Raw genomic sequence first — 20,146 nt, 5'->3', positions numbered from 1 at the left:
CGAATCCGGGGACCGTTGTATCGCATCGACTCTGCGCCTTCCGTTGCGCCGCGGGGGTGAGGTAGCCTCGTTTGAGAAAACTAGAATGAATTTTAGTTACGGAGGTGTCTCTTGTCCAGCGATGATCAACCCGAATGGGCGCAGCAGTACGGCCCCTGGGCTGTGATCGCTGGAGGCTCGGAAGGTGTCGGCGCCGAGTTCGCGTCCCAGCTGGCCGCGGCCGGTATCAATCTGGTCCTGATCGCTCGCAAGTCAGACCCGTTGCGCGACACCGCGGATCGGTGCCGGGCCCGCGGTGTCGACGTCCGGGCGCTCGCTCTGGATCTGACCGCCGCCGATGCCGTCACGCGGATCAGCGAGGCGACGTCCGACGTCGAGGTGGGTCTGCTGATCTACAACGCGGGTGCCAACACCCACAGCGCTGAGTTCCTCGACGGCGATCTGGCTGCCTTCGAGCGCGTCCTCGACCTGGACGTGCGGACACCGTTGGCGCTGATCCACCATTTCGCCAGGCCGATGCGGGTCCGGCAGCGCGGTGGTCTGCTGTTGGTCGGGTCGCTGACCGGGTATCTCGGTTCGGCACGGCAGACCGTCTACGGGGGCGCGAAAGCATTCAGCCGGATCTACACCGAGGGCCTGTGGTTGGAGTTGCGCGACCACAACGTGCACGTCCTGGAATTGGTGCTCGGGGTGACCAGGACGCCGGCCATGGCACGGGCCGGCCTCAACTTCGACGTGCCGGGGCTGCGGGTGTCCGATCCGGCCGATGTCGCCCGTGAAGGCCTCGACCAGCTCTCCCGGGGACCGGTGCACGTCATCTCGGCCCACGCCGACAGCCCCGCTTTGCACGCCACCGCAGATCGGGCCGAAGCGGTGCTCGCCTCGCATCGGCTGATGCAGAAGTTGCTCGCAGCGGCCGCCCGAGGCACCGGTGCCCCGCCCGCCAGTTGAGCGCGAAGCCGCCACCCCCAGCACGCCCGCCCAACGACAACGCTGCGAGCGCATCCTTGCCACCGCCGCCCGACTCGGTTCCCGCGACGGCTTGGAGGCCGTCCGGATGCAGGATGTGGCCGATCAATCAGCGGTGTCGATCGCGACCGTCTACCGCTACTACCCCACCAAGCATCACTTGTTCAGCGCCTTGTTGTTGCACTACACCCAGACCGCCGGTCCTTCGCACCCGCTGACGGGCTGTCCGGCAACTGACGTCACCGATCTCATGGTTGGGCTCTGCCGATCGATGCTCGCGCGGCCGCGGCTGGCACGCGCGATGATCACCTCGGTCAATGCCCGGCGATCCGAATCGACTGCACCCGGAGACTTCGATCTGCGCGCCAACATCTTGGCCGTCGCCGGGATCTCCCGGCCCACACCGCCCGATACCCAGCTGGCGCTCCTGGTGGAGCAGTGCGCCTACGGGATCTTGTCTTGGGCGGTGATGGGTGAAACGACCCCTGCGCAGGCCGAACGCGACATGCGGCGCGCCTGCGAGCTGCTGCTAGCGCCCTGGCGTAGTGGTGCGCACGCCGGGCCCGCGCCGCTGCGCTGACGCCGGACTCGCGGTGGCGCTGTCGCTGGAGTGTGGCATCGCCAGCGCGGTCCCGAGGATCCACGCGAACAAGAACGCCGGCATTGCGGTGATCGCGAATCCCTCCAGCGACAGCGGGCCGGTGCGGAAGACGAACGTCAGAAGCAGCGCCGGATGGACCACCGCCGCGGCGAGCGCGAGGTGCCCGGCGTACGCGGGCAACGCCTGCCGGGCGTACACCGAGATCACGAACGCGCCCAGCGCCACTACCAGGGGCATCCCCGACATGGCCAGCAGTCCGAACGTCAGGTCGTAGAGCATTGACGCCGCGTCGGCACTGCGGCGCCGGTACAGCAGGAGGTCAAAGGCGGTGAACCCGCTGAGCAGCAGGGTCAGGCAGCCGATGAATCCCGCGGCGAAACAGGTCGGAAGGATCGATTTCATGGGAACGCGATCCCGTAGATACGCCCACACCGCGGCGCCGAAGACGAACAAGAGCGCGACGCCGACGGTATTGAGCGCCATCGCCACGACCAACCGGTCGTGGTGAGCCGCGGCCCACCGCGCCACGTCGATCGACTGCGTTCGCGTCCCCGGGAATGACCAGATCGGGTAGGCCAGCAACGTGGTCGCGGGCAGGATGACGCCGAGTATGCCGGACCACCGGGCCACTCGTGGTGCGTCCCAGGATGTGCCGATCACGAAAGTTCCCCCTGTTGTCGGGTGAGGTCCCACTGACCGAAGTCCGCGGCGAGGACGTCGTTGACGTCCACGTGCGCGCCGTCGATGACGAAACCCGGCTCGGTCGCGGTAACGATTTCTCGTTGGAAGAGTACGGCTGCCGTTTCACGGTCTCCGTGCGACCATGCCCTGGTCTGCCATGCCCACCGGTGACCCGGGCTGGTCGATTTCCCGATCACATCGTCGTTGATCGCCCAGGTGCATTGCCGGGCACCACCGTAGATTCCCGTGCGGTCAACACCCAGTACGGAATTGATCCCGCGAAACCATTTGACCGCCACGTTCTTCCATGTTGCGGCGTCGATATCCTCATCGACGCTGAAGAAGATCGGCGCCGACGGCGGTCCACCGGCCGCGGCATGCAGCCGAAGCGCCGTCTGCGCATCGGCCACACCGCCGTCGTAGCCCCTGGTGAAGTCCGATGGCGACTGCGTCCAGCCTGGCTTGCCGTACTGGTAGCAGCTGGCGACCTGCAGCCCAGCGGCGCGGAGCCCATCGGCATAGTCGCGGGTGACGGGCTTGAAGTCGAAGGTGGCGCCCGGCCGGAGCTCGGAGACGTAGACCAGCGCCCCGTCGAATCCGGCGGCCCTGATCTGTTCGGGCGACACCAGCCGGTGGGCGAAATCGATGACCTGCAGCCCGTCCGCACCGGCCCGCGCAGCGCCGACCGTCGCCCCGAGGGCGCCGGGCAGGGCCAGTGCCGGGCCGAGTAACGCGGCATACCTGAGCACGTCGCGCCGCGAAGCGGAACGCGTCACAACTGGCAAGGGTACCGGCCGGAAGTTCCTAGAACGCGCCGATCACCGATTCGCCGAACTGGCCTAGGGCGTGCACCGCGTGACCGAGACTGTCGCCGGGAACGGCGACCTGCACCCAGGTCACGCCGACCTCTGCCAGCCGGCCCAGACCGTCCAGATAGGCGCCGGGATCGAAGTCGTCATAGCCGAGACGACCGCCGGCCAGGTTCGAGAAGCAGACGTCGATGGTCGACCAGTCACGGCCGGCTTCGTCGCAGCGCCGTTTCAGATCGTCGATACCTGCTGCCAGCGCTTCCACGGAACTCAACTCGGCGGTGCGGGCGGTACTGGCCAGACCGGGCGGCGCCGGGAACGGCGCCCAGCCGTCACCCCGCGTCGCAACCCGCTGACGAGCTCTGCCGGTGTTGCCGCCGATCCAGATCGGCGGATGGGGCCTGCTGACCGGTCGCGGATGCGCGGTGATCCCGCGAGCGCGAAAATGCCGGCCCTCGAACGAGACGTCGTCGCCGGTCCAGATGGCTCGGATGACGTCCAGGCTCTCTTCGACCAGGGCGGCGCGCTCATCGAAGTCCACCCCCAAAGCGGCGAACTCACCCTTGAGGTAGCCCACGCCGACGGCCAGAGTGAACCTTCCCCCCGACAAAAGATCCAGTGTCGCTGCCGCTTTCGCCACCACGAACGGATTGCGGTACGGCAGGACGACGACATTCGGAACGAACCGGATCTTCTCGGTGTGCGCCGCGGCGAACCCCATCGCCACGAAGGGATCGAGGCTGTCATGGCCGCCGGCATCGAGCCAGCGCTGGGTCGGAGCCGGGTGGTCCGTGAAACCCATGGCGTCAAACCCGGCGGCTTCGGCCGCCTGCGCAACGGCGGTCACCCCGTGCGCCGAGACCAGCTCGGGATCGCAGGGATGGGTGATGATCGGGTAGGTGAACGCGAACCGCATACGGCTCTCCTTCGTGTGGAGTTGCTAAGTGATCGTCGGCCGCGATGGACCGAGTATGTAGTCGCCATTGTCGGGATGGTGGTACCAGCCACCCGCGGCGTGCGTTCCGCCGTCGACATGCAGCGTCTGACCCGTCACGTAGGAGCTCAGGCCGCTGGCCAGAAATACTGCAGCGCCCGCCATTTCATCGACATGGCCGGCCCGGCCCATTGGGATCATGTGGTTGGCGTCGGCCAGCGATTCGGCCGAACCCATCCGCTCGAGTCCTTCGGTCAGCGTGAGGTCTGGGGCCAGGCAGTTGACCCGGATGCCGTGCGGCGCCAGCTCGAGGGCCGCCGTCTTGGTGAAGTTGATGACGCCGGCTTTGGCTGCCGCGTATGCCGCGAATCCGGGCGCGGCACGGGTGCCTTCAATGGTGCTGATGTTGATGACACTTCCCGGTGTTCGGTGCTGCACCATTGCCCGCGCGACGCGTTGTGTGCAGAGCAGCACATGGGTCAGATTGGAGCGGATCAGGCTGTCCCACCCCTTCGGGGCGGCGTCCAGAAGCGGGGAGGGGAAGACTCCGCCGGCATTGTTGATCAACACCGTCGGCAGGCCAACCGTGGCAAGGGTGTCCGCCAGTGCCGCATCGACCTGATCGGGGTCGCGGACATCGATTGCGCAGGCGTGACCGCCGACCAGCTTCGCGGTCGCTCGGGCCGCTTGGGTGTCGCGTTCCCAGATCACTACCCGGGCACCGAACTCCGCGAAAGTCTCGGCGATACCTCGGCCGATCCCCGATCCGCCCCCGGTGATGACGGCTACGCGTCCTTCGAGTGTCGACGCTTCTGCGCGCAGGACCACTACTGGCCCTCGGGTTTCTGTCGTTCTTGCGGCTCGGTGATCGGCCGGACGAGGACTTCTTGGGCGGTACTGGCCACATGGCGACCGGTGACGTCCACCATGGTGCCGTGCACCAGGGCACGGTGTCCGGCCGTGGCCACAGTGTGCTGGGTATAGAGGTGCCATCGATCGAAATGGACTGGACGGTGCAGCCACACACTGTGATCAAGGGTCAGGCCGGTGTGCGTGGCATGGTCGACCGGCTGCGGGTGGGCACGAAACGCGGTGTCCACCAGGAGGTAATCGCTGGCATAGGCAAGCAGAACGGCGTGCAGCTGCGAGTCTCCGTCGATCCTGCGCGGCAATCGCATCCAATGTGCACGCGGACCCGGCGCCTGTGCACCGCCGAGGAAGATGGGCGCTTCAGCGGTGCGGACTTCCAGCGGCGGGGGTCGTTCGATCCAGGTGGCTCCCCGCCCGGCCAGGTACGGCGGGGCGTGCTGCACCCAGTGCTGCAGCAGCGGAAGCGCCTCAGGTTCGGCTCCCGGCAGCGGCGCGGGGGCGGCGTCTGTGCTGTCGGGGCTGGTGTCGAAGGACACCGTCGCCACCATGAGGGTGCGGCCCCCCTGCTGCACGGTGACCTGCCGTGCCGACATGGTTCGCCCGTCGCGAGTGCGGTCGACGGCGATCTCCAGAGGTACCGCCGAGTCACCGGGACGCAGAAAGGATGCATGGATCGAATGGGCCGTGAGCTCGGGGACCGTCGCCGCAGCCGCTGCCATCGCCTGGGCGATGAGTTGGCCGCCGAAGATCCGGCCGAACCGGCCGGCCTCGTTGCCCACCAGGAAACGGTCGGCATCCAATGGCTGCAGGGTCAACACCTGCTGCAGCGTGTCCAACGCATCGAGCGTGGCTCGTTCCAGTGGGCTGCCGGAGCCGAGCAGCGGACCACTGTAATCGGGGTGGGCGGAGACCTCGGACGCCGACGTCTGCACAAGTTCCTCCTCACCCGCTGTGGCCCGTCCGCGGCGGACTGCCGACTCGGGTAGCCGGTGATGTGACTGCTAGCCCATTTAAGTAAAACTCGGCGACCCCGGTCAAGGGCACGCCACTGCCGTCCCTCGAGCGACCACGTGCGCAGAGGTCGACCGCCGACACTCCGAAGGTTGCCGAGGCCTCTCCCGGCCTTCTTCATCGAATCGGCATCCTGCGCCGCTGATCAGTCACCCGACCTGCGCATTGCAGTGGGAAGCGTTGGTATTTCTTACAGTTCACTAACACCGCCGCCACAAACTTCTTACCAGTGCCGGGTTCCCTCTGATGGGCAAACTTTTCGTTATCGCGAATACTACGGGCGCCCAACCGATTTCACGGCACAATATTGATTTGGGGCAACGCATTTCGGGCAGCCTGGCTGCTCATTCGAGTTGACTCTGACCAACATTGGTGCCACCATGGCCGCGAACGCACCTCGCTAGGTGAGGCGTCTGTACGGATACAGGCCACTGACCTCAAACGTCGAGAGACGCCCAGGGTCAGGACAGCTCTTCCCGGATTAAGGGTTGAGCCCAAGTGGCTTTCGGCTTATGACTGGATACGCCGTGCAGTGCCAAAACTCTGTCGAGAGGGGTGCCGTCCGGCCGACTCTGCGCTGGTTCGGTTTGTCCCGATGTGCCTGCCACAACGGCATCCCCGTGTGCCCTGGCCGTGAGGAGGTGAGAGCGACATTGAGTCCGAGCGATAGTCCCTATCCGAGATCGACGACCATTTCGTTCGAATCCTGCCCCGGCGCCGCTTTCACCTTCTGAATCGGTTCGCCCGCGCCGCACCAGCGCTGTCCGCATCGTGGACCTGCGCTGCTTTGGCGCGCGAATGCTCAGGTGTAGCAGCGTAATTCGTTATGCCCTCTCGAAGGAGAGTCCCCTATGTCTTTTGTGTCCGCACTGCCCGAAGAACTGATCGCGACAGCGGCTGATCTGCGCGGCGTCGGAGATACGGTGGCCGCGCAGAGCGCCGCTGCCGCAGGACCGACCACCGGCGTGATTCCCGCCGCCGCCGACGAGGTCTCTGCGCTGACCGCAGCTCAGTTCGCACGGCACGCACAGATGTACCAAGTGATCAGCAAGCGCGCCGCGGTGGTGCACGAGATGTTCGTGAAGACACTGCAGCGCAGCGCGCAGTCATACGCAGCGACCGACGCTGCGAACGTTATCTCGGCCTAATGAAAGGGTTTTGGACAATGGACTACGGATCGGTGCCACCAGAGATCAATTCGGCGCGCATGTATGCGGGGGCAGGATCAGGACCTATGCTGGCCGCCGCGGCATCCTGGAACCTGCTGGCCGCGGAACTACGCTCGGCTGCAACATCTTTCGAATGGTTGGTGGCGAACCTGGCCAGTCAGGGGTGGTCGGGGCCATCCGCATCGGCGATGGCGGCGGCGGCGGAACCCTACTTTGTTTGGCTGAGCGTGACCGCCGAGCAGGCCGAGCAGACCGCGGCGCAGGCTTATGCGGCGGCCGAAGCCTACGCCTGTGCCCACGCCATGACGGTGCCGCCGGCGGCGATCGAGACCAACCGCGTGCTGTTGGCGTCATTGGTCAAGACCAACGCTCTGGGGCAGAACACCGCCGCCATTGCGGCGGCCGAAGCTCGCTACGGCCAGATGTGGGCGCAAGACGCCGTGGCGATGTACGGCTACGCCGCGGCTTCGGCCACTGCCACGCAATTGATCCCCTTCGCCGATGCTCCCGAAACCACCCATCAAGACGAGGGCGGGCCGGCCGCCGGTGGTGTAGACCCCACCGATGCCCACGCCCAGCTGCCCAATGCGTTGCGGAACATGGCGTCGCCGGCGGAGGGCACGCGTCCGACGGATCCGGACTGGCACTGGACGAAGTTCTTCGATGGCCTATTCGACGGAACGTGGGGCCACGACGACGGGTCGGGTTTGAACATCAATGCCCAGTTGTGGAACACCATCGCCGCAACCGGCATTTTCGACCCCGGCGGCAACATCGAGGGCTTTTCCGGACTGGCCACACTCGGGTTCCTCGCACGCGGCATGGATGGCGGCACGGCTGCCCTGGCACGCGGGGGAATGGGCCCCGGCTCAGGCATGACGCTGGCATCGACGGCCTCCGGTGGGCTGGAGACCGCCGCCCGCGCTGCTGCCGGTGGCAGCAGCTCACCGGTGGCTGCCGGAGTGGGCCGGGCCACCCTGGTCGGTTCGTTGTCGGCACCACCCAGTTGGGCGGCGGCCGTCCCGACGGGTGCTCCCATCGCCGGGACCGGTAGCGGATGGACCGTCGCCCCGGAAAGCAGGTCGATGACCGCCATGCCTCCCCCGATTCCTCCGGGTGGCGCCGGCCGCAACGGCAGCTACGGCCTCGGCATGCCGCGCTATGGCGTCAAGCTGACCGTGATGCCGCGTCCCGTCGTGGTCGGTTAGCTGTCCCTGCTGTCGGCGGCGGCCAGCCGTACCACGCTGAGGACCACCACCAAGCCCATCATGAACCAGGTCATCTCCGAGCACGTCTCGTAGATGTCAGCCAGTGCGACGGGCGTGCCCGCAATGGTCGTCGTGGCGTCGCCGGCACGCAGCAGTCCGAGGTTCACCTGCAGGCCCATGCCGAACCAGACGACGGCCGGCATCAACAGCGCCGACCGGGTTGAGGAGGTGGGTTCCCGTCGCCACCGTCGTTCGATCAGGGCGAACGTCTGGAACAGCAGCCAACCCGTGATCAACCAACCGGTGTAGTTACTCAACGGCACGCCCAGAACCCCACTGGGTGACCGATAGGAGAACAGGTGACGCGCGTAGGCCCCGATCGGATCGATCACCAGGTCATAACCGGCGACGACGAGGGTGGCGACGATGGGCGTCACGATCACGTACAGGCGGCGACTCCGGCACTCCCCCACAAGCACCCGGGCCAGAATCCACGCCAGCCAGGCCAGAATCACCCAGGCCGCCACAACGGTGAACGGCACGCCGAGCGCGCGGGGACCCTCTAAGTAATGGACGTAGAAGCCGAACGGGAAGCCGGTCGCGATGCTGCACGCCTCGAGACCGAAGCCCACGGCCACCGCGATGGCGAAGTACGCGGCGGCCCCGGCGGGCTTGTAGAGCGTCAGTGCATGGAGCAACACGAACACCAGCAACGAGGCACCCGAGATGGCCTCGGCCACAGGAGATATCGATGATCCGACACTCAGAGCAGCCGTTACCGTCGCGGCTAGCCAGATCGCGACAAGGCACCAGCCAGTGATCACCACCCCGGGCCCAGACACACGCGGAGTCGCTAGCAATGTGCTGCTCACGGGCGTCGACACCGACGCATCGTAGCTTTCCCGGAGCTGGCGATGACCCGCTTTCCGGACGACACCGCGATATTCGCGGAAAGACGGCCGGGCGCTCTCGGCGCGGGCGACACCGTTAACAGCAGTCACATTGTTAACATCGGGGCCGTGCCTGACTCTCCGCGGACTTCCCGCCCTCGGAACCATATTTCCCGACGTGAAGCGCTGCGGTACGCATCCGCAGCGGCACTCACCGGACTGGGTGCAGCGTCCGCCGGCGCCCCGACGGCTTCGGCCGCGGCGCCCACGCTCATCGATTACGCCATGCGCCAGATTCCGGCGCAGGACATCCGGGCCGCCGGCCACGCCGGCGTCATCAACTACGTGTCGACGTCGCGGCCCGGCTCCAACTTCGGCGCCAAGCCGATCACCCGGCCCTACGCCGAGTCGCTGACCGCCGCGGGGCTGGTGATCGTCAGCAACTTCCAGTACGGCAAACCCGGCGGGACGGCCCCATCGGACTTCACCCGTGGATACCCCGGTGGGGTCGCCGATGCGCGCACCGCCTGGCAACTGCACACCGCGGCCGGCGGGGGTCAAAGCGCACCGGTCTTCTTCAGCGTCGACGACGATATCGATCGCAACACTTGGAACGCCGTGGCGCTGCAATGGTTTCGCGGAATCAACTCGGTACTGGGAGTGCAGCGCACCGGCGTCTACGGGGGCGTGAACGTGTGCCAGTGGGCGGCCGCGGACGGGGTCATCGGGGTCTCACGTACACCCGGTAAGCGGTGGGCCTGGCAGACCCGATCCTGGTCGCGTGGTCAGATCGACCCCGGGGCGGTGCTTTACCAGCGGATAGTGAGTACCGCCTCGAACCCGGGCCCGATCGTCGGCGGGATCGAGGTCGACGTCAGCGACGTCCTGGCCCAGGACTGCGGCCAGTGGAATCTACATCCGTGAGGCCGTGAGACCGTGAGACCGATCAGGATTTGCTGGACAAGAAGAGTGCCAGGGTAAGCATCACGACACACGCGAGGCACGTGTAGACGCCCAGAGATGCTGACGCCATAAGTGGGCTCCTGTCTGCAAAGACTTGGTTGGTCTTGATTCGTTGAGGCCGATCTACGCCCAGCTGCGTAGCTGGACGGCCGTGCCACGATCGCCACTAAGCTAGCCGCCCACCTGCGCCGTCGTCAACAAGGCCGACGCCCAGCCGTCGGATCAGGACGGACTGAGTTCAGCCGCCTTGACCGTCTCCCATTCCTCGTCGGCGATCAGGTTTCGCCAATCGACCGGCAGGGAGTCCAGGGCGTCCTCAATGCAGAACCACACCGACTCCAGCGGCGAGGCGCCGGGAGCGGCCGCCGTGATCCGGCTCTCCACGTCGTAGTTCGGGGCGTGCGGAGCATCGCTGAACGGTGCGAGCGCATTGATCGCGTCCATGACGTAGCGCCGCAACTCGGCATAGGGCCGACCGCGCAGCTCCTCGGGCAGGATCGGCCTGCCGAATATGTAGTCCTGAGCGGCATGGCCGTAGGGCACTTCGAGCTTGTGCGGCAACGGCTCCTCGGGCAAGCCGCCCGCGAAGTACACCGGCACGATCGGCATCGACATCTCGATCGCCATGTCCAGCAAGGTCGACGTCAACCTCTCGACCCGCTGGCCCGAGCTCACGCTGCGTGTCCCGTCGGCGTGCACCATGACCGACACCCCGAGGGCCGCGGCCTCCCGCTTGAGCTCGTCGACCAGCCCGAAGAATTCCTGGGGCTGCTGCTGGTCGAAGTAGCGGAGATGCCCCAGCTCTTTGCCGGCCGCCGCGTCGATCATCCGCAGGAGATTGCCGACCCAGCCGGTTTCGTGTTTGGCATGGCCGATGGTGACGACCTTCGTGCCGGTCAGCCACGATCCGATGGTGGTGCCCAGCAGCGACTCGACCTGCACCTGGTGATTGGCCAGCAGCAACACCGGCCGACCCCGCACCGCTGCCATCGCGGCCGGATCCGTCACCACGACGTGCCGCACGTAGCGCGAGAGCACCGCCCCCAGGGCCAGCTCGCCGAACCACCCGTCCGGCATGCCCGCGCTCTCGGTCCACCAGGCTCGGACCGGCTCCCAGTCGGTGGCCGATGACGCGCTCGCGCGGCACGACCCCGGCCCCAGCTTCTCGACGTCGACGGTGATGCGCTCCAGGGGCAGCGCGGGGCAACTCACCTGCCCATCGAGGATCTGAACCTGTACGGGATGAACCGCATTGTGGACCGCGTCTGCCACCGCCTCCTTGGTCACGATGTCGACCATCAGCGAATCGCCTTGACTGTCCGACCCGTACACGGCCTGCAGGGTCCCCTTGAACCAGTCCAGCGTTGCCATCCGGGCAGTGTCGAGCTCGAGGACGCCGCGTCCGAGGCGCTCACTCAGCGACAATCCGGGGACCGCCTGCCGGTCACCCATGAACGCGCGCCGCTCTGGACCGCCGACCTCGGCCAGCGGTCCCTTGCTCAGCAGGAACTCGGCCATCCGGATACGCGCCCAGGGTTTTCCGCCGACGCTGAGCCACAGATCGAACGTCGGCATGCGGCCTTCGTCGTCATCGAATCCCACGAATCGGGCTTCGACATCCACGGTTCCCGCCACCGGAGTGGCGGCGTAGAACCGTGCCGAGAGGATGCGGCGCGGGAACCCGACATCGGAATCGCGGGCATCGGCGTACGACGCGGGATCAGTGGTGTCGGTGGTCCACACGCTCATCGCGGTGTGCGGCACCACGTGCAACGCGCCATCCAGCAGTCCGGGCTGCAGTTCGCCGACCGGAACGGCGCACCGGTCGATCGCGAGCGTTCCGGTCGAGCCGTTGCGGCCGATGCGGGCACCCTCGGTCAGGGTCGCGAAGGCCGGACCGTGAAACACCGTCCCGTCATAGGGATCGGCATAGGGCACCGCGCCTTCCAATGGGGCGGGCGGCTCAGGCTCACCGCTGTACTGCGCAGCGGTGACGACGACGGCGTGCGCGTGAATTTCCCAGCGGGACAACTCCGCTCGCGGTGCATCCCGCCAGACCTCCAGCCGGCCCTGGAAATGTCCCGGCTGCTGCGTCTGCTCGAGCACGACCCGCAGCTGCTTCGGGGAGTCGACCACCACCCACCGGACCATCTGGACATCGGTGATCTCGACGACCTTGGCTCCGCCCGTTGCCCGGGCTGCCGCCTGAGCGAACAGGTCCATGACCGACATCATCGGCAGCGACGGGATGACATATGTCGGGCAGTGATCGACGATCCAGGAGTCGTTGACCGGATCCAGCGCGATTTCCATCGTGGTGATCGCAGCGGTCGAATTCTGCACCGCGGCAGCGGTGTCCGCCGGTGACGGCGAGGCAGGCTCGGGAGCTGTGACTGCCGCGGACACGGGTTCCGGTGCGGGCGTCGTGATGGCGCCGGCACCGGCCGGGGATCGCTGGTCCCCGGTACCGGCGACGATGCGCATGCCCAGGTTGCTCGCGGTGTAGATGCGCTTGTTGTCCACCCACAGCGACGCCTCGGCCACCGCGAGGATGCCGGCGTCCTCGCGAACGATCCGGGTGATCTCCACCTGCGCCGTGATCTGCTTGTTGGTGGGAATGATCTGGCCGCGGTATCGCCAGGTCATGGCGTCGTGCAGGGCCGCCGGCTCGAAGCGCGCCGACGGGCCGGCCTCCTTGCCGAGCCCGAGGTCGAGCATCCCGAATTGCAAGACTTGCAACAGCATTTCGATGCCCAGGGATCCCGGCTGAACCGGGTCCTGGAAGAAGTGCGCCTTGAAGTACCACTCACCGGGGTTGACGTCTTTGACCCCGCGCCACTGGCCCAGTCCGGCGGTTCCGCCGGTGGGCCAGCGGCCGGTGACCCGGTCGACCATCAGCAGCATCGGGTCCGCCAACCGCGCTCCCGCACCGAAGAACTCGGCGGGCTGAGTGGTCAGGTCGACCAGCGGAGTCTCGCAGGGTTGCTCCAGTGCGGCACGTTGTTCGTCGCTGACCGGGAGACCCACCTGGTTCTGCAGCGCCTCGCGTTTGAAGTAGCCGAACACGGTGTCGAAGGTGTAGACCGGTCCGTCGTCGGCGGTGATCTCCCCGTCAAAGCTGACGATGATGGTTCCCGCGGCCTTGGCGAGACTCTTCAGCTTCACCTTGATGCGCAGCGTTCCGGTCGCCGGGGTCACTTCACAGTGTTGGGTTCCCGTTCCGTCCAGGTTGCGGAAGAACAGGTCCGCCTCACCGTCCAGCGGGCAGCCGACGTAGCTGGCAAGCCAGCCGCAGGGCTGCAGCGCGACCTCCATCAGCACCGCGTTGGGCATCGTCTCGTGCCCGCCCGCGGCGCCGTTCTCGGCGAAATACCAGGCGTCGGCGGGGACGTCGTACTCCACCACGACTTCGGCGCCGGCCTTCATCACGCCCGTCTCGCCGACCAGCTCGGTGACCCGGGACATGAAGTGGTACGGCGGGCCGGGCAGCCGGGCCGCCTTGCGGGGCGAGTCGAACTTCTCGAACAGCGGCCCGAACGCCATGGAGGGCTTGGCGATCGCACTGGCGAGCATCGCCTGGTAGTCGTAGCGGAATCCGTTTGCTTCGGCGACCGGCTTGGGCTCGACGTAGCCTTCGAGCTCTTTGGCGCCAAGGTCCATCGGCCAGCCCGGTGACAGCTTCAGGCCCATCCGCTCGCAGTGGAAGGCCGGCAATCCGTCGACGGTGCAGAGCAGGTCGGCGAACAGGGTTGGCTCGGGTCCGGCGATGACCTCGCGGACGAACACTTCGTAGACCACCTCACGCGACTGCGGGGTGACCTGGCCCCGGCAGCGCAGCTTGTAGGTCTCGAAGGGCACCGGTTCGAAGCGCCACCCGTCACAGTCGAGCGTCATGCCCAGCGCGGTCATGTAGATCGCCATGGTCTGCATGGTCGCCTCGTACATCAGCGTGCCGGGCATGCACGGGTCGTTCTTGAAATGGCCGGCGAAGAAGCAGTTCTCCGGCGTGACGGGCGCGACGGCCCGCAGGTAGCCGCGGCCCCACGGGCCACCGGTGAAGTCGAGGTCGGTCACCTCGTCGACGAAGAGCATGTCGTCGGCATGAATGCTCGGGGTGCGGGTGTGGCTGCCCGCCCGCTCGAAGCCTTCGCCGAATGTGCGCCAGATGTCGCCGGACGCCATCGCTTCCAGGTCGGCGCGCTGCAGTGAGGTGCGCGTCGTCTGGGCGGCAGTGACTTCCATCGGTCCGCTGACGGTCTGTTCCTCGGGGCGCCACAGGACCCCGCCGGATGCCGCCAGCTCCTCGTCGGTGAAGAAGCCGGCCTGGCCGTTGCGCATCGACATCCGCTCGACACCGTCGATCGTGCAGTCGTAGTGGAAGAAGAACAGCCGCACATCGCCCTGGCGGGCGTGGCCGTCCACATGGATGTCGAAGCGCAGGGTGTCGCCGATCTCGGGCAGGCCGCCCAGGTAGGTGACCTCGCAGCCAAGCAGCCGGTAGACCCGCTCGCTCTTGTTGAGCAGATCCGCGCCCATCCAGGAGATGAGCATCAGGTCGGCCTGCCCGCTTTCGATCATGATTCCGGCGGGCATCCGGCCCTGCTGGAGCCACCATGAGTCGGCGGTGACATCGGTTTCGGTCCACAGCGTTCCGGTGCCGTGGCGGGCCGGCTCGGCGTCGATGCCCAGCAGTCGATCCGCCAGCAGCAGTGGCGGTTCGGGCATCCGGACCTGTCGCGGGTACTGGTCCTGCTCGGCGAACGCCGGGCCGAAGATCTCGGAGATGTGCCCCGAGGAGTGCACGCGCAGACCGTCTTTGTCGAGCTTGAGCCCCACCGGCTCGCGCTTGACCGTCGGCACCGGCACCACCTTGTCGGCGGGCCGGACGGGCTGGATGGCCCGGCTTGCGCCTGCGGACATGGTGCCGGCGGCCGGTGCCGCGCCTTCAGCCGCGGCCGCGGTCGGCTGCGGCTCCGGGCGCGACGGCGTTGCGGCGGCGACAGCCAACGGCAGCCGGGCCAGCGACTCCGCGACGGTTGCCAGGGCCGGAGGCATCGGGAGTTGGGTTGGCATGAATCGCTCCAGTTGATGAGGGGGGTTCGTTCCTGGGGCCGTGACGCGTGGTGGCAGTTGGACCGTGGGCAGGTGCGCGGGGAAGTTGAGCCGGATGGGTTTCGCGCCGGCGTTGGCCTCCGCCGGCGCCAGCAAGGTCGCGGCCTCGGGCCCGGTTGCCGACGACACCAGCGTGAGGTGGTGTCGCTGGTCGGCCATTCCGGTGAGTTCGACGGCGACGCGCCGTTGCTCGGAGGTCCAGGGCTCGCCGTCGGGCCACACACCGAGGGCTCCGTAGAGCACACCGGCGGCCACATGCAGCAGCCCGGAGGCGGCGTGCGCGTGCCCCAACAGGGCCGACAGGTTCACCGCACCGGGAACGGTGCCCAGGTGCAGACATTCGGCGTCCACCTGCTGATTGGGGAGCAGGGTCGCATACACGGTGTCACCGTCGCGGCGCGCATCGGCGGCGCGCTTGAGGACGAGCACAACGGCTGCGTCGCCGGGTATCTGCTCGTCGGCGTGCAGTAAGGCACGCGCCGCTGCCTGGTGCACCGGTTCGCAGCTGAGGTCCACCGCCCCCACCACGGCCGCGTCGACCTCGCCGCGTCGCAACGCCCGCGCAGCCAACTCGAGTGCCGTGGTGCCCGAGAGCTGTTCCCGCGACACCGTGAAACTCGGTCCACGCAAATCGAATTGGCTGTTCAGACGGTTCGCCACAATGTTGGGCATGGCGCCCACGACCCCCGCGGCGGTCCATCCCGCGACGACGCCGTCGCGGGCCGCGGCGAGCTGATCGGGGTCGTCGCATTCGTCCGCCAACCGCCAGCGCACCCCGAATCGGGTGACTTCGGCGTCGCAGCCCATTCCGACGATGACGCTGGTGGTGTCCGGCGGCAAGGACTTGATCAGCTCGCCGATGCCCAGGGCCGCGCCGAGCAGTGCCAGTTGTTGGGGCTGGGTCTGTTTGAGGTCGGCCGGCGGGAAGCGGGTTTGGGTCAGGTCCAGACAGACCTCATCCATGCGTGCGCCGCGGCCTCCATCGGCCGTGCCGGTGGGTATCGGCTGACATGTCTTCAAGTGCTCTGCGACAGAGGCGGTTCCGTGTCCATCGCCGACCAGAAGGCTCAGCCCGACGATCGCGATCTCCTGCTCGGGCAGGGGGGCGGTGATCGGTGCGGCCGGCGTAGGACCGCGCCCTTCGACCCATTCTTCGAGCAGCAGGTGGGCGTTGTTGCCGCCGAAGCCGAAGTTGTTGACCGCGGCGCGGCGCGGGCCGTCGCTGTCCCACGGCTCGGCATCGGTGAGCAGCCGGAACGGCGAGTCGGCGATGAAGGGCAGCGGATCGTCGGCATGCAGGGTCGGCGGGCGGATGCCGGCACGCATCGCCGCGAGCACTTTGATGGCTCCCGCCGCACCCGATGCCGTGATCGAGTGTCCCAGATTGGATTTCAGCGATCCGATGGGCACGTCGGTGAGGCCGGCGAAGATGCGCGCCATGCTCATCATCTCGGTCAGGTCGCCGCGCGATGTCCCGGTGGCATGGCATTCGACGAGCGAGATGTCTCGCGGCTGTAGGCCGGCCATCTCGTAGGCCAGTCGCATCGCGCGCTCCTGGCCGTCCTGCGAGGGCACCAGAAATCCATGTCCCCGGCCGTCGTTGCTCAAGCCGACGCCCCGGATAACGCCCAGGATGGTGTCGCCCTCGGCGATCGCGTCGTCAAGCCGTCGCAGCACCAGGATGGCCGCGCCCTCGGCGGGGACCAGCCCGTCGGCGCCGTTGTTGAACGGCCGCGACCGCCCCGTTCGGCTCAGCGCCTGCAACGCGGTGAAGCCGACATGCAGCAGCAGATCGCTGGCACCGTTGATGCCGCCGGCGAACATGACGTCCGCGGTGCCATCGTGCAGCCGGTCGCACGCCAACTTGATGGCATACAGCGACGAAGCGCAGGCGGCGTCGAGAGCCGCGGCTCCCCCCGTCAAGCCCAGTGCCTGTGCGATCAGATGCGCCGGCAGCCCGGACATGAAGCGATTGCGCCAGTCCAGCCCGGCGTCGACGCCGGGCTGTTGTCCCCGCCAGACGTTTTCGGCGAGGTCGGTCATCTTTTTGGTGGGGTAGCTCAGGTTGCCCAGGACTATGCCCGCAGAGCCGGGGACCTCACCCGCTCGCCAACCGGCACTGTCCAGCGCTTGTCGGGCCGCCTCGATGCCCCACCGGTAGAGCGGGTCGAGGCCGGCGAGATCGTCGGCCTCGAGGAGCAGTCCGCGGGGATCGAAGGCGTCGTCGAAGCCGCGGACATAGCCGCCGCGGTCCGACCAGGTGTGGTCGAGTTCGGGTGCGTCCGTCGGCGCGCACAGGACGCGAGCCGGCGATACGCCCCAATAATCCGGGCCGGGCGAACCCAGCGCGTCACGGCCGTCGCGCACCGTCGTCCAGAGCTCACCCGCATTCAGTCCCCCGGGCAGGACACAGCCCTGCCCGACGATCGCGATGGGATCAAACTTCACTTCGAATCAGCCGCCGTCGATTCAGCCGCCGTAGGGATACAACTCAAGTCGCTTGAGACTGATCACCAGCTGGTTGTCGGCGTCGACCAGATCGATGTCGCAGACGGCGCGGCTGGTCTTGGCGTCCCCGCCGGTGAGCACGCAGCGCAGTCCCGCACCCAGCGCGCCGGACCGATACCGGATGATCTCGCCCACCCGCAGCGGAAGGACATTGCGGCCGAGCAGCTCGTAGCTCCAGACCAGTGCCGCCTGCAGGCATCCGTCGACGGCGGCCGGGTCAGTCGCCCAGCCCTCCCCCGGCCAGCCCACCGTCGTCAATCCGGACAGGTTGGCCGTCGCGGTCGTCTCGGCGCAGTCCACGGCGTCGAGCACCTGGAATGCCGCTCCGTGAAACAGTGCTCCGCCGGTGTAGCAGCCTTCGCGGTCGATCCGGCGATTGCCCGGTGCCGACATCGGGGCGCTCGGGACCACGGCTGCGCCCGAACGCATCTCGAGTTTGGCCGAGTAGTACGCGGTCGAGTCTTCGATGTCGGAGAGCGTCAACGTCAGCAGCTCGGGACGATCGTCGACGGGCACGCACCGCACCAACAGGGGGTTGCCGTGCTTCTCGAACTCGTAGAGCGTCACGCCACGCAGCACCTTGAGGTCGAGCACACGGTCCACGTAGTGCCCGGGCCGGCACGCCTCGGCCATCCGGATGAACCATTCGAGCGCCTGCACGACCGGCAACACGACGTTGCCCTGAACCCGGTGGTCAAGCAGATAGGGCTGCTGCGCCACGTGGGCGAGCACCCGCGCGACCCGACCCTCCGGCGGTATCGGATGTGTGGGCAGCCCGGCCAGCACGCCGTCGCCGAGGGTCACCTCGGAACTGCCGGTTTCGCCGTCCAGAACCTCGGCGACGAACGCACGCGCGCCGTCGGCGAGCGGGATCAGCGAGATGCCTCGGGACTCGAACATCGCTTTGAGCCCGGGGGTAACCATCCCGGAATCCCAAGGGCCCCAACCCAACGCCCGCACCACACAGGACGGCCCGCGACGAGCCTGCTCCGCCAGGGCCACCTTGTTGAGGATCTCATTGGCCATGGCGTAGTCGCTTTGCCCGACGTTTCCGCTGCGCGCGGCCACCGACGAGAACAGGCAGATCACCTTGAGCTCATCGTTGGCCGTCGCATCCAGCAGCGCGGACGCGCCGCCGACCTTGGTCTCGAAAACCCGGTCAAACCCGTCAAGGGTCTTCTTGTGCAACGGCGCATCGGCCAGCACGCCGGCACCGTGCACCAGCCCGGTGATCGGACCGAACTCGCTTCGCACCCGGTCCAGCAACGCACCCAGCTGCGCGGTGTCACGGACATCGGCGGCGGCGTAGCGAACGCGGGAGCCGGCCGCGGTCAGCGCGGCCAGGGTGGCCCGCACCTCGCGATCGGCCAGGATGCGCTGCGCCTGTTGCTCCAACTGCTTCGGTGTGACCTTGAGCCCTTGCGCCCCAGCGCTGGCCAGCAGCGCCCGCTTGAGCTCCGCGTCGGTGGTCAGCCCGTGCGCTTCCGGCGGCTCGTCGCTGAGCTCGGTGCGCCCGATCAACACGAAAGCCGCCTGGGTCTGCTGCGCCAGGGCGATCACTGAACCGGCGGTGACACCGCGGGCACCGCCCGAAACGACGATCACGTCGTGCGCACCGATGCGGTGAGTGCGAGTGCTCACCTGCTGCGCGTCCGCGACGACGATGGTTCGCCCGTGCGAACTGCCCAGGCCCACTTCGAGTTCCATCCCGCCGGACAGGACTTCGTCGGCGATCTGCTCGGCGACGACATCCGGGGACCGGTGCCCGACGGCGATATCGATTGCCTTCACCTGCGCGCTGGTCCACTCCTGCGCGGCCGTCTTGGTCAGTGCGCCGATCCCGCCCGACCAGGCCCGCAGGCCGGGATCGGTGAGCAGCCCGAACGTGCCGCCGGTGTCTTGGACCGTGACGAAGACACCGCCACGCTCTGCGAACTGCGCTGCGACGCACTGTGCGTCGGCGAACAGCACCCGGTTGACGGCAAGCGCCTCGTCACGAGTGGCGATCGGCCGCAGGCCGCCCAGATGGATGACCGCTTCGGCGTCCGCACTGGGCCGGGCCGCGATCGTCGCGCGAATACCGTGGGCCCGCAGCCTTGCGGCCAAGGCCTCGGCCGTCTCGGTCAGTCCGGCCTGGGCCGCCTCGGCCGTCACGATCTCGACGGTCCTTGCGGCATACAGGCCAGGCATGCCCATCCCGCTCACCGGAGCGGCGGTGGCGCGTACCTCGTAGCGCGCCACCTCCGCTCCGGTCAACTCAAAAGGGGCGCGATCACCTGCCGATAATCCGTTGGTCGCCACCAGATCCGGTGGTGGTGATCCCATGAGCGATTGCAGGTAGTCGACGATCTCCTGCAACGTCACCAACGCCGCCATCGTCGCCGTCTCCACCTCAGGCAACGATGGAACCCGATCCTGCAC

At 67.5% G+C, this 20,146-nt stretch carries 13 protein-coding genes and 1 riboswitch; of the genes, 5 read left to right on the top strand and 8 right to left on the bottom strand.

From position 1 onward, the window contains the following. The first annotated feature begins 111 nt into the window (after positions 1 to 111). Entirely contained in the window at positions 112 to 951 is an 840-nt protein-coding gene (locus ACJH5R_RS17515; protein WP_406782494.1) for an SDR family NAD(P)-dependent oxidoreductase, read from the top strand. Further along, complete coding sequence (locus ACJH5R_RS17510) at positions 932 to 1,549, top strand: TetR family transcriptional regulator (protein WP_406756600.1); 618 nt, start codon at positions 932 to 934, stop codon at positions 1,547 to 1,549. Before ACJH5R_RS17515 ends, ACJH5R_RS17510 begins: the two co-directional genes overlap by 20 nt. Here the strand turns inward: ACJH5R_RS17510 and ACJH5R_RS17505 are convergent. Genes ACJH5R_RS17505 through ACJH5R_RS17485 form a run of 5 tightly spaced genes read right to left on the bottom strand, consistent with a single transcriptional unit; the run spans position 1,499 to position 5,796 of the window. After that, positions 1,499 to 2,230 carry a hypothetical protein gene (locus ACJH5R_RS17505; RefSeq protein ID WP_406756599.1) on the bottom strand — a complete coding sequence of 244 codons (732 nt, stop codon included), beginning with the start codon at positions 2,228 to 2,230 and terminating at the stop codon, positions 1,499 to 1,501. The genes ACJH5R_RS17510 and ACJH5R_RS17505 overlap by 51 nt on opposite strands. After that, positions 2,227 to 3,027 (bottom strand): DUF1906 domain-containing protein, encoded by an 801-nt coding sequence (locus ACJH5R_RS17500; protein WP_406756598.1) that lies wholly within the window; start codon positions 3,025 to 3,027, stop codon positions 2,227 to 2,229. The genes ACJH5R_RS17505 and ACJH5R_RS17500 overlap by 4 nt, the downstream gene beginning before the upstream one ends. A 28-nt stretch (positions 3,028 to 3,055) precedes the next feature. Further along, positions 3,056 to 3,976, bottom strand: coding sequence for an LLM class F420-dependent oxidoreductase (locus ACJH5R_RS17495; protein WP_406756597.1), 921 nt, complete (start codon positions 3,974 to 3,976; stop codon positions 3,056 to 3,058). 24 nt (positions 3,977 to 4,000) lie between these two features. Continuing rightward, a complete protein-coding gene (locus ACJH5R_RS17490; RefSeq protein ID WP_406756596.1) occupies positions 4,001 to 4,822 on the bottom strand; it encodes an SDR family NAD(P)-dependent oxidoreductase in 822 nt (273 codons plus the stop codon). Further along, positions 4,822 to 5,796, bottom strand: a complete 975-nt coding sequence (locus tag ACJH5R_RS17485) for an acyl-CoA thioesterase (protein WP_406756595.1) — start codon at positions 5,794 to 5,796, stop codon at positions 4,822 to 4,824. Before ACJH5R_RS17485 ends, ACJH5R_RS17490 begins: the two co-directional genes overlap by 1 nt. Before the next feature lie 468 nt (positions 5,797 to 6,264). Then, positions 6,265 to 6,437, top strand: a riboswitch (M-box (ykoK) riboswitch). Between the two features lie 289 nt (positions 6,438 to 6,726). Here ACJH5R_RS17485 and ACJH5R_RS17480 point away from each other — a divergent pair. After that, a complete protein-coding gene (locus ACJH5R_RS17480; protein ID WP_406756594.1) occupies positions 6,727 to 7,023 on the top strand; it encodes a PE family protein in 297 nt (98 codons plus the stop codon). Positions 7,024 to 7,040: 17 nt separating this feature from the next. Further along, entirely contained in the window at positions 7,041 to 8,252 is a 1,212-nt protein-coding gene (locus ACJH5R_RS17475) for a PPE family protein (protein WP_406782493.1), read from the top strand. Here ACJH5R_RS17475 and ACJH5R_RS17470 read toward each other — a convergent pair. Beyond that, on the bottom strand, positions 8,249 to 8,992 hold the full coding sequence (locus ACJH5R_RS17470) for a carotenoid biosynthesis protein (RefSeq protein ID WP_406756592.1): 744 nt from the start codon (positions 8,990 to 8,992) through the stop codon (positions 8,249 to 8,251). The genes ACJH5R_RS17475 and ACJH5R_RS17470 overlap by 4 nt on opposite strands. A 318-nt stretch (positions 8,993 to 9,310) precedes the next feature. Here ACJH5R_RS17470 and ACJH5R_RS17465 point away from each other — a divergent pair, with 318 nt between their 5' ends. Next, positions 9,311 to 10,066, top strand: coding sequence for a DUF1906 domain-containing protein (locus ACJH5R_RS17465; protein WP_406756904.1), 756 nt, complete (start codon positions 9,311 to 9,313; stop codon positions 10,064 to 10,066). 261 nt (positions 10,067 to 10,327) lie between these two features. Here ACJH5R_RS17465 and ACJH5R_RS17460 read toward each other — a convergent pair whose 3' ends face one another. Further along, positions 10,328 to 17,665 (bottom strand): beta-ketoacyl synthase N-terminal-like domain-containing protein, encoded by a 7,338-nt coding sequence (locus tag ACJH5R_RS17460; protein WP_406782492.1) that lies wholly within the window; start codon positions 17,663 to 17,665, stop codon positions 10,328 to 10,330. Positions 17,666 to 17,686: 21 nt separating this feature from the next. Further along, positions 17,687 to 20,146, bottom strand: a 2,460-nt coding sequence (locus tag ACJH5R_RS17455) for an SDR family NAD(P)-dependent oxidoreductase (RefSeq protein ID WP_406782491.1), incomplete at its 5' end; no start/stop codon positions are given.

The sequence above is a fragment of the Mycobacterium sp. SMC-19 genome (genome assembly GCF_045310815.1).
In the GTDB taxonomy this organism is placed as follows: domain Bacteria; phylum Actinomycetota; class Actinomycetes; order Mycobacteriales; family Mycobacteriaceae; genus Mycobacterium.
Note: the sequence above shows the minus strand (reverse complement) of the source record. Positions and strands in the feature narration are given on the sequence as shown.

Bases quoted from the DNA above. Each gene is read 5' to 3' on its own strand.
- ACJH5R_RS17495 (WP_406756597.1), bottom strand. From the start codon at position 3,976: ATGCGGTTCGCGTTCACCTACCCGATCATCACCCATCCCTGCGATCCC.
- ACJH5R_RS17480 (WP_406756594.1), top strand. From the start codon at position 6,727: ATGTCTTTTGTGTCCGCACTGCCCGAAGAACTGATCGCGACAGCGGCT.
- ACJH5R_RS17475 (WP_406782493.1), top strand. From the start codon at position 7,041: ATGGACTACGGATCGGTGCCACCAGAGATCAATTCGGCGCGCATGTAT.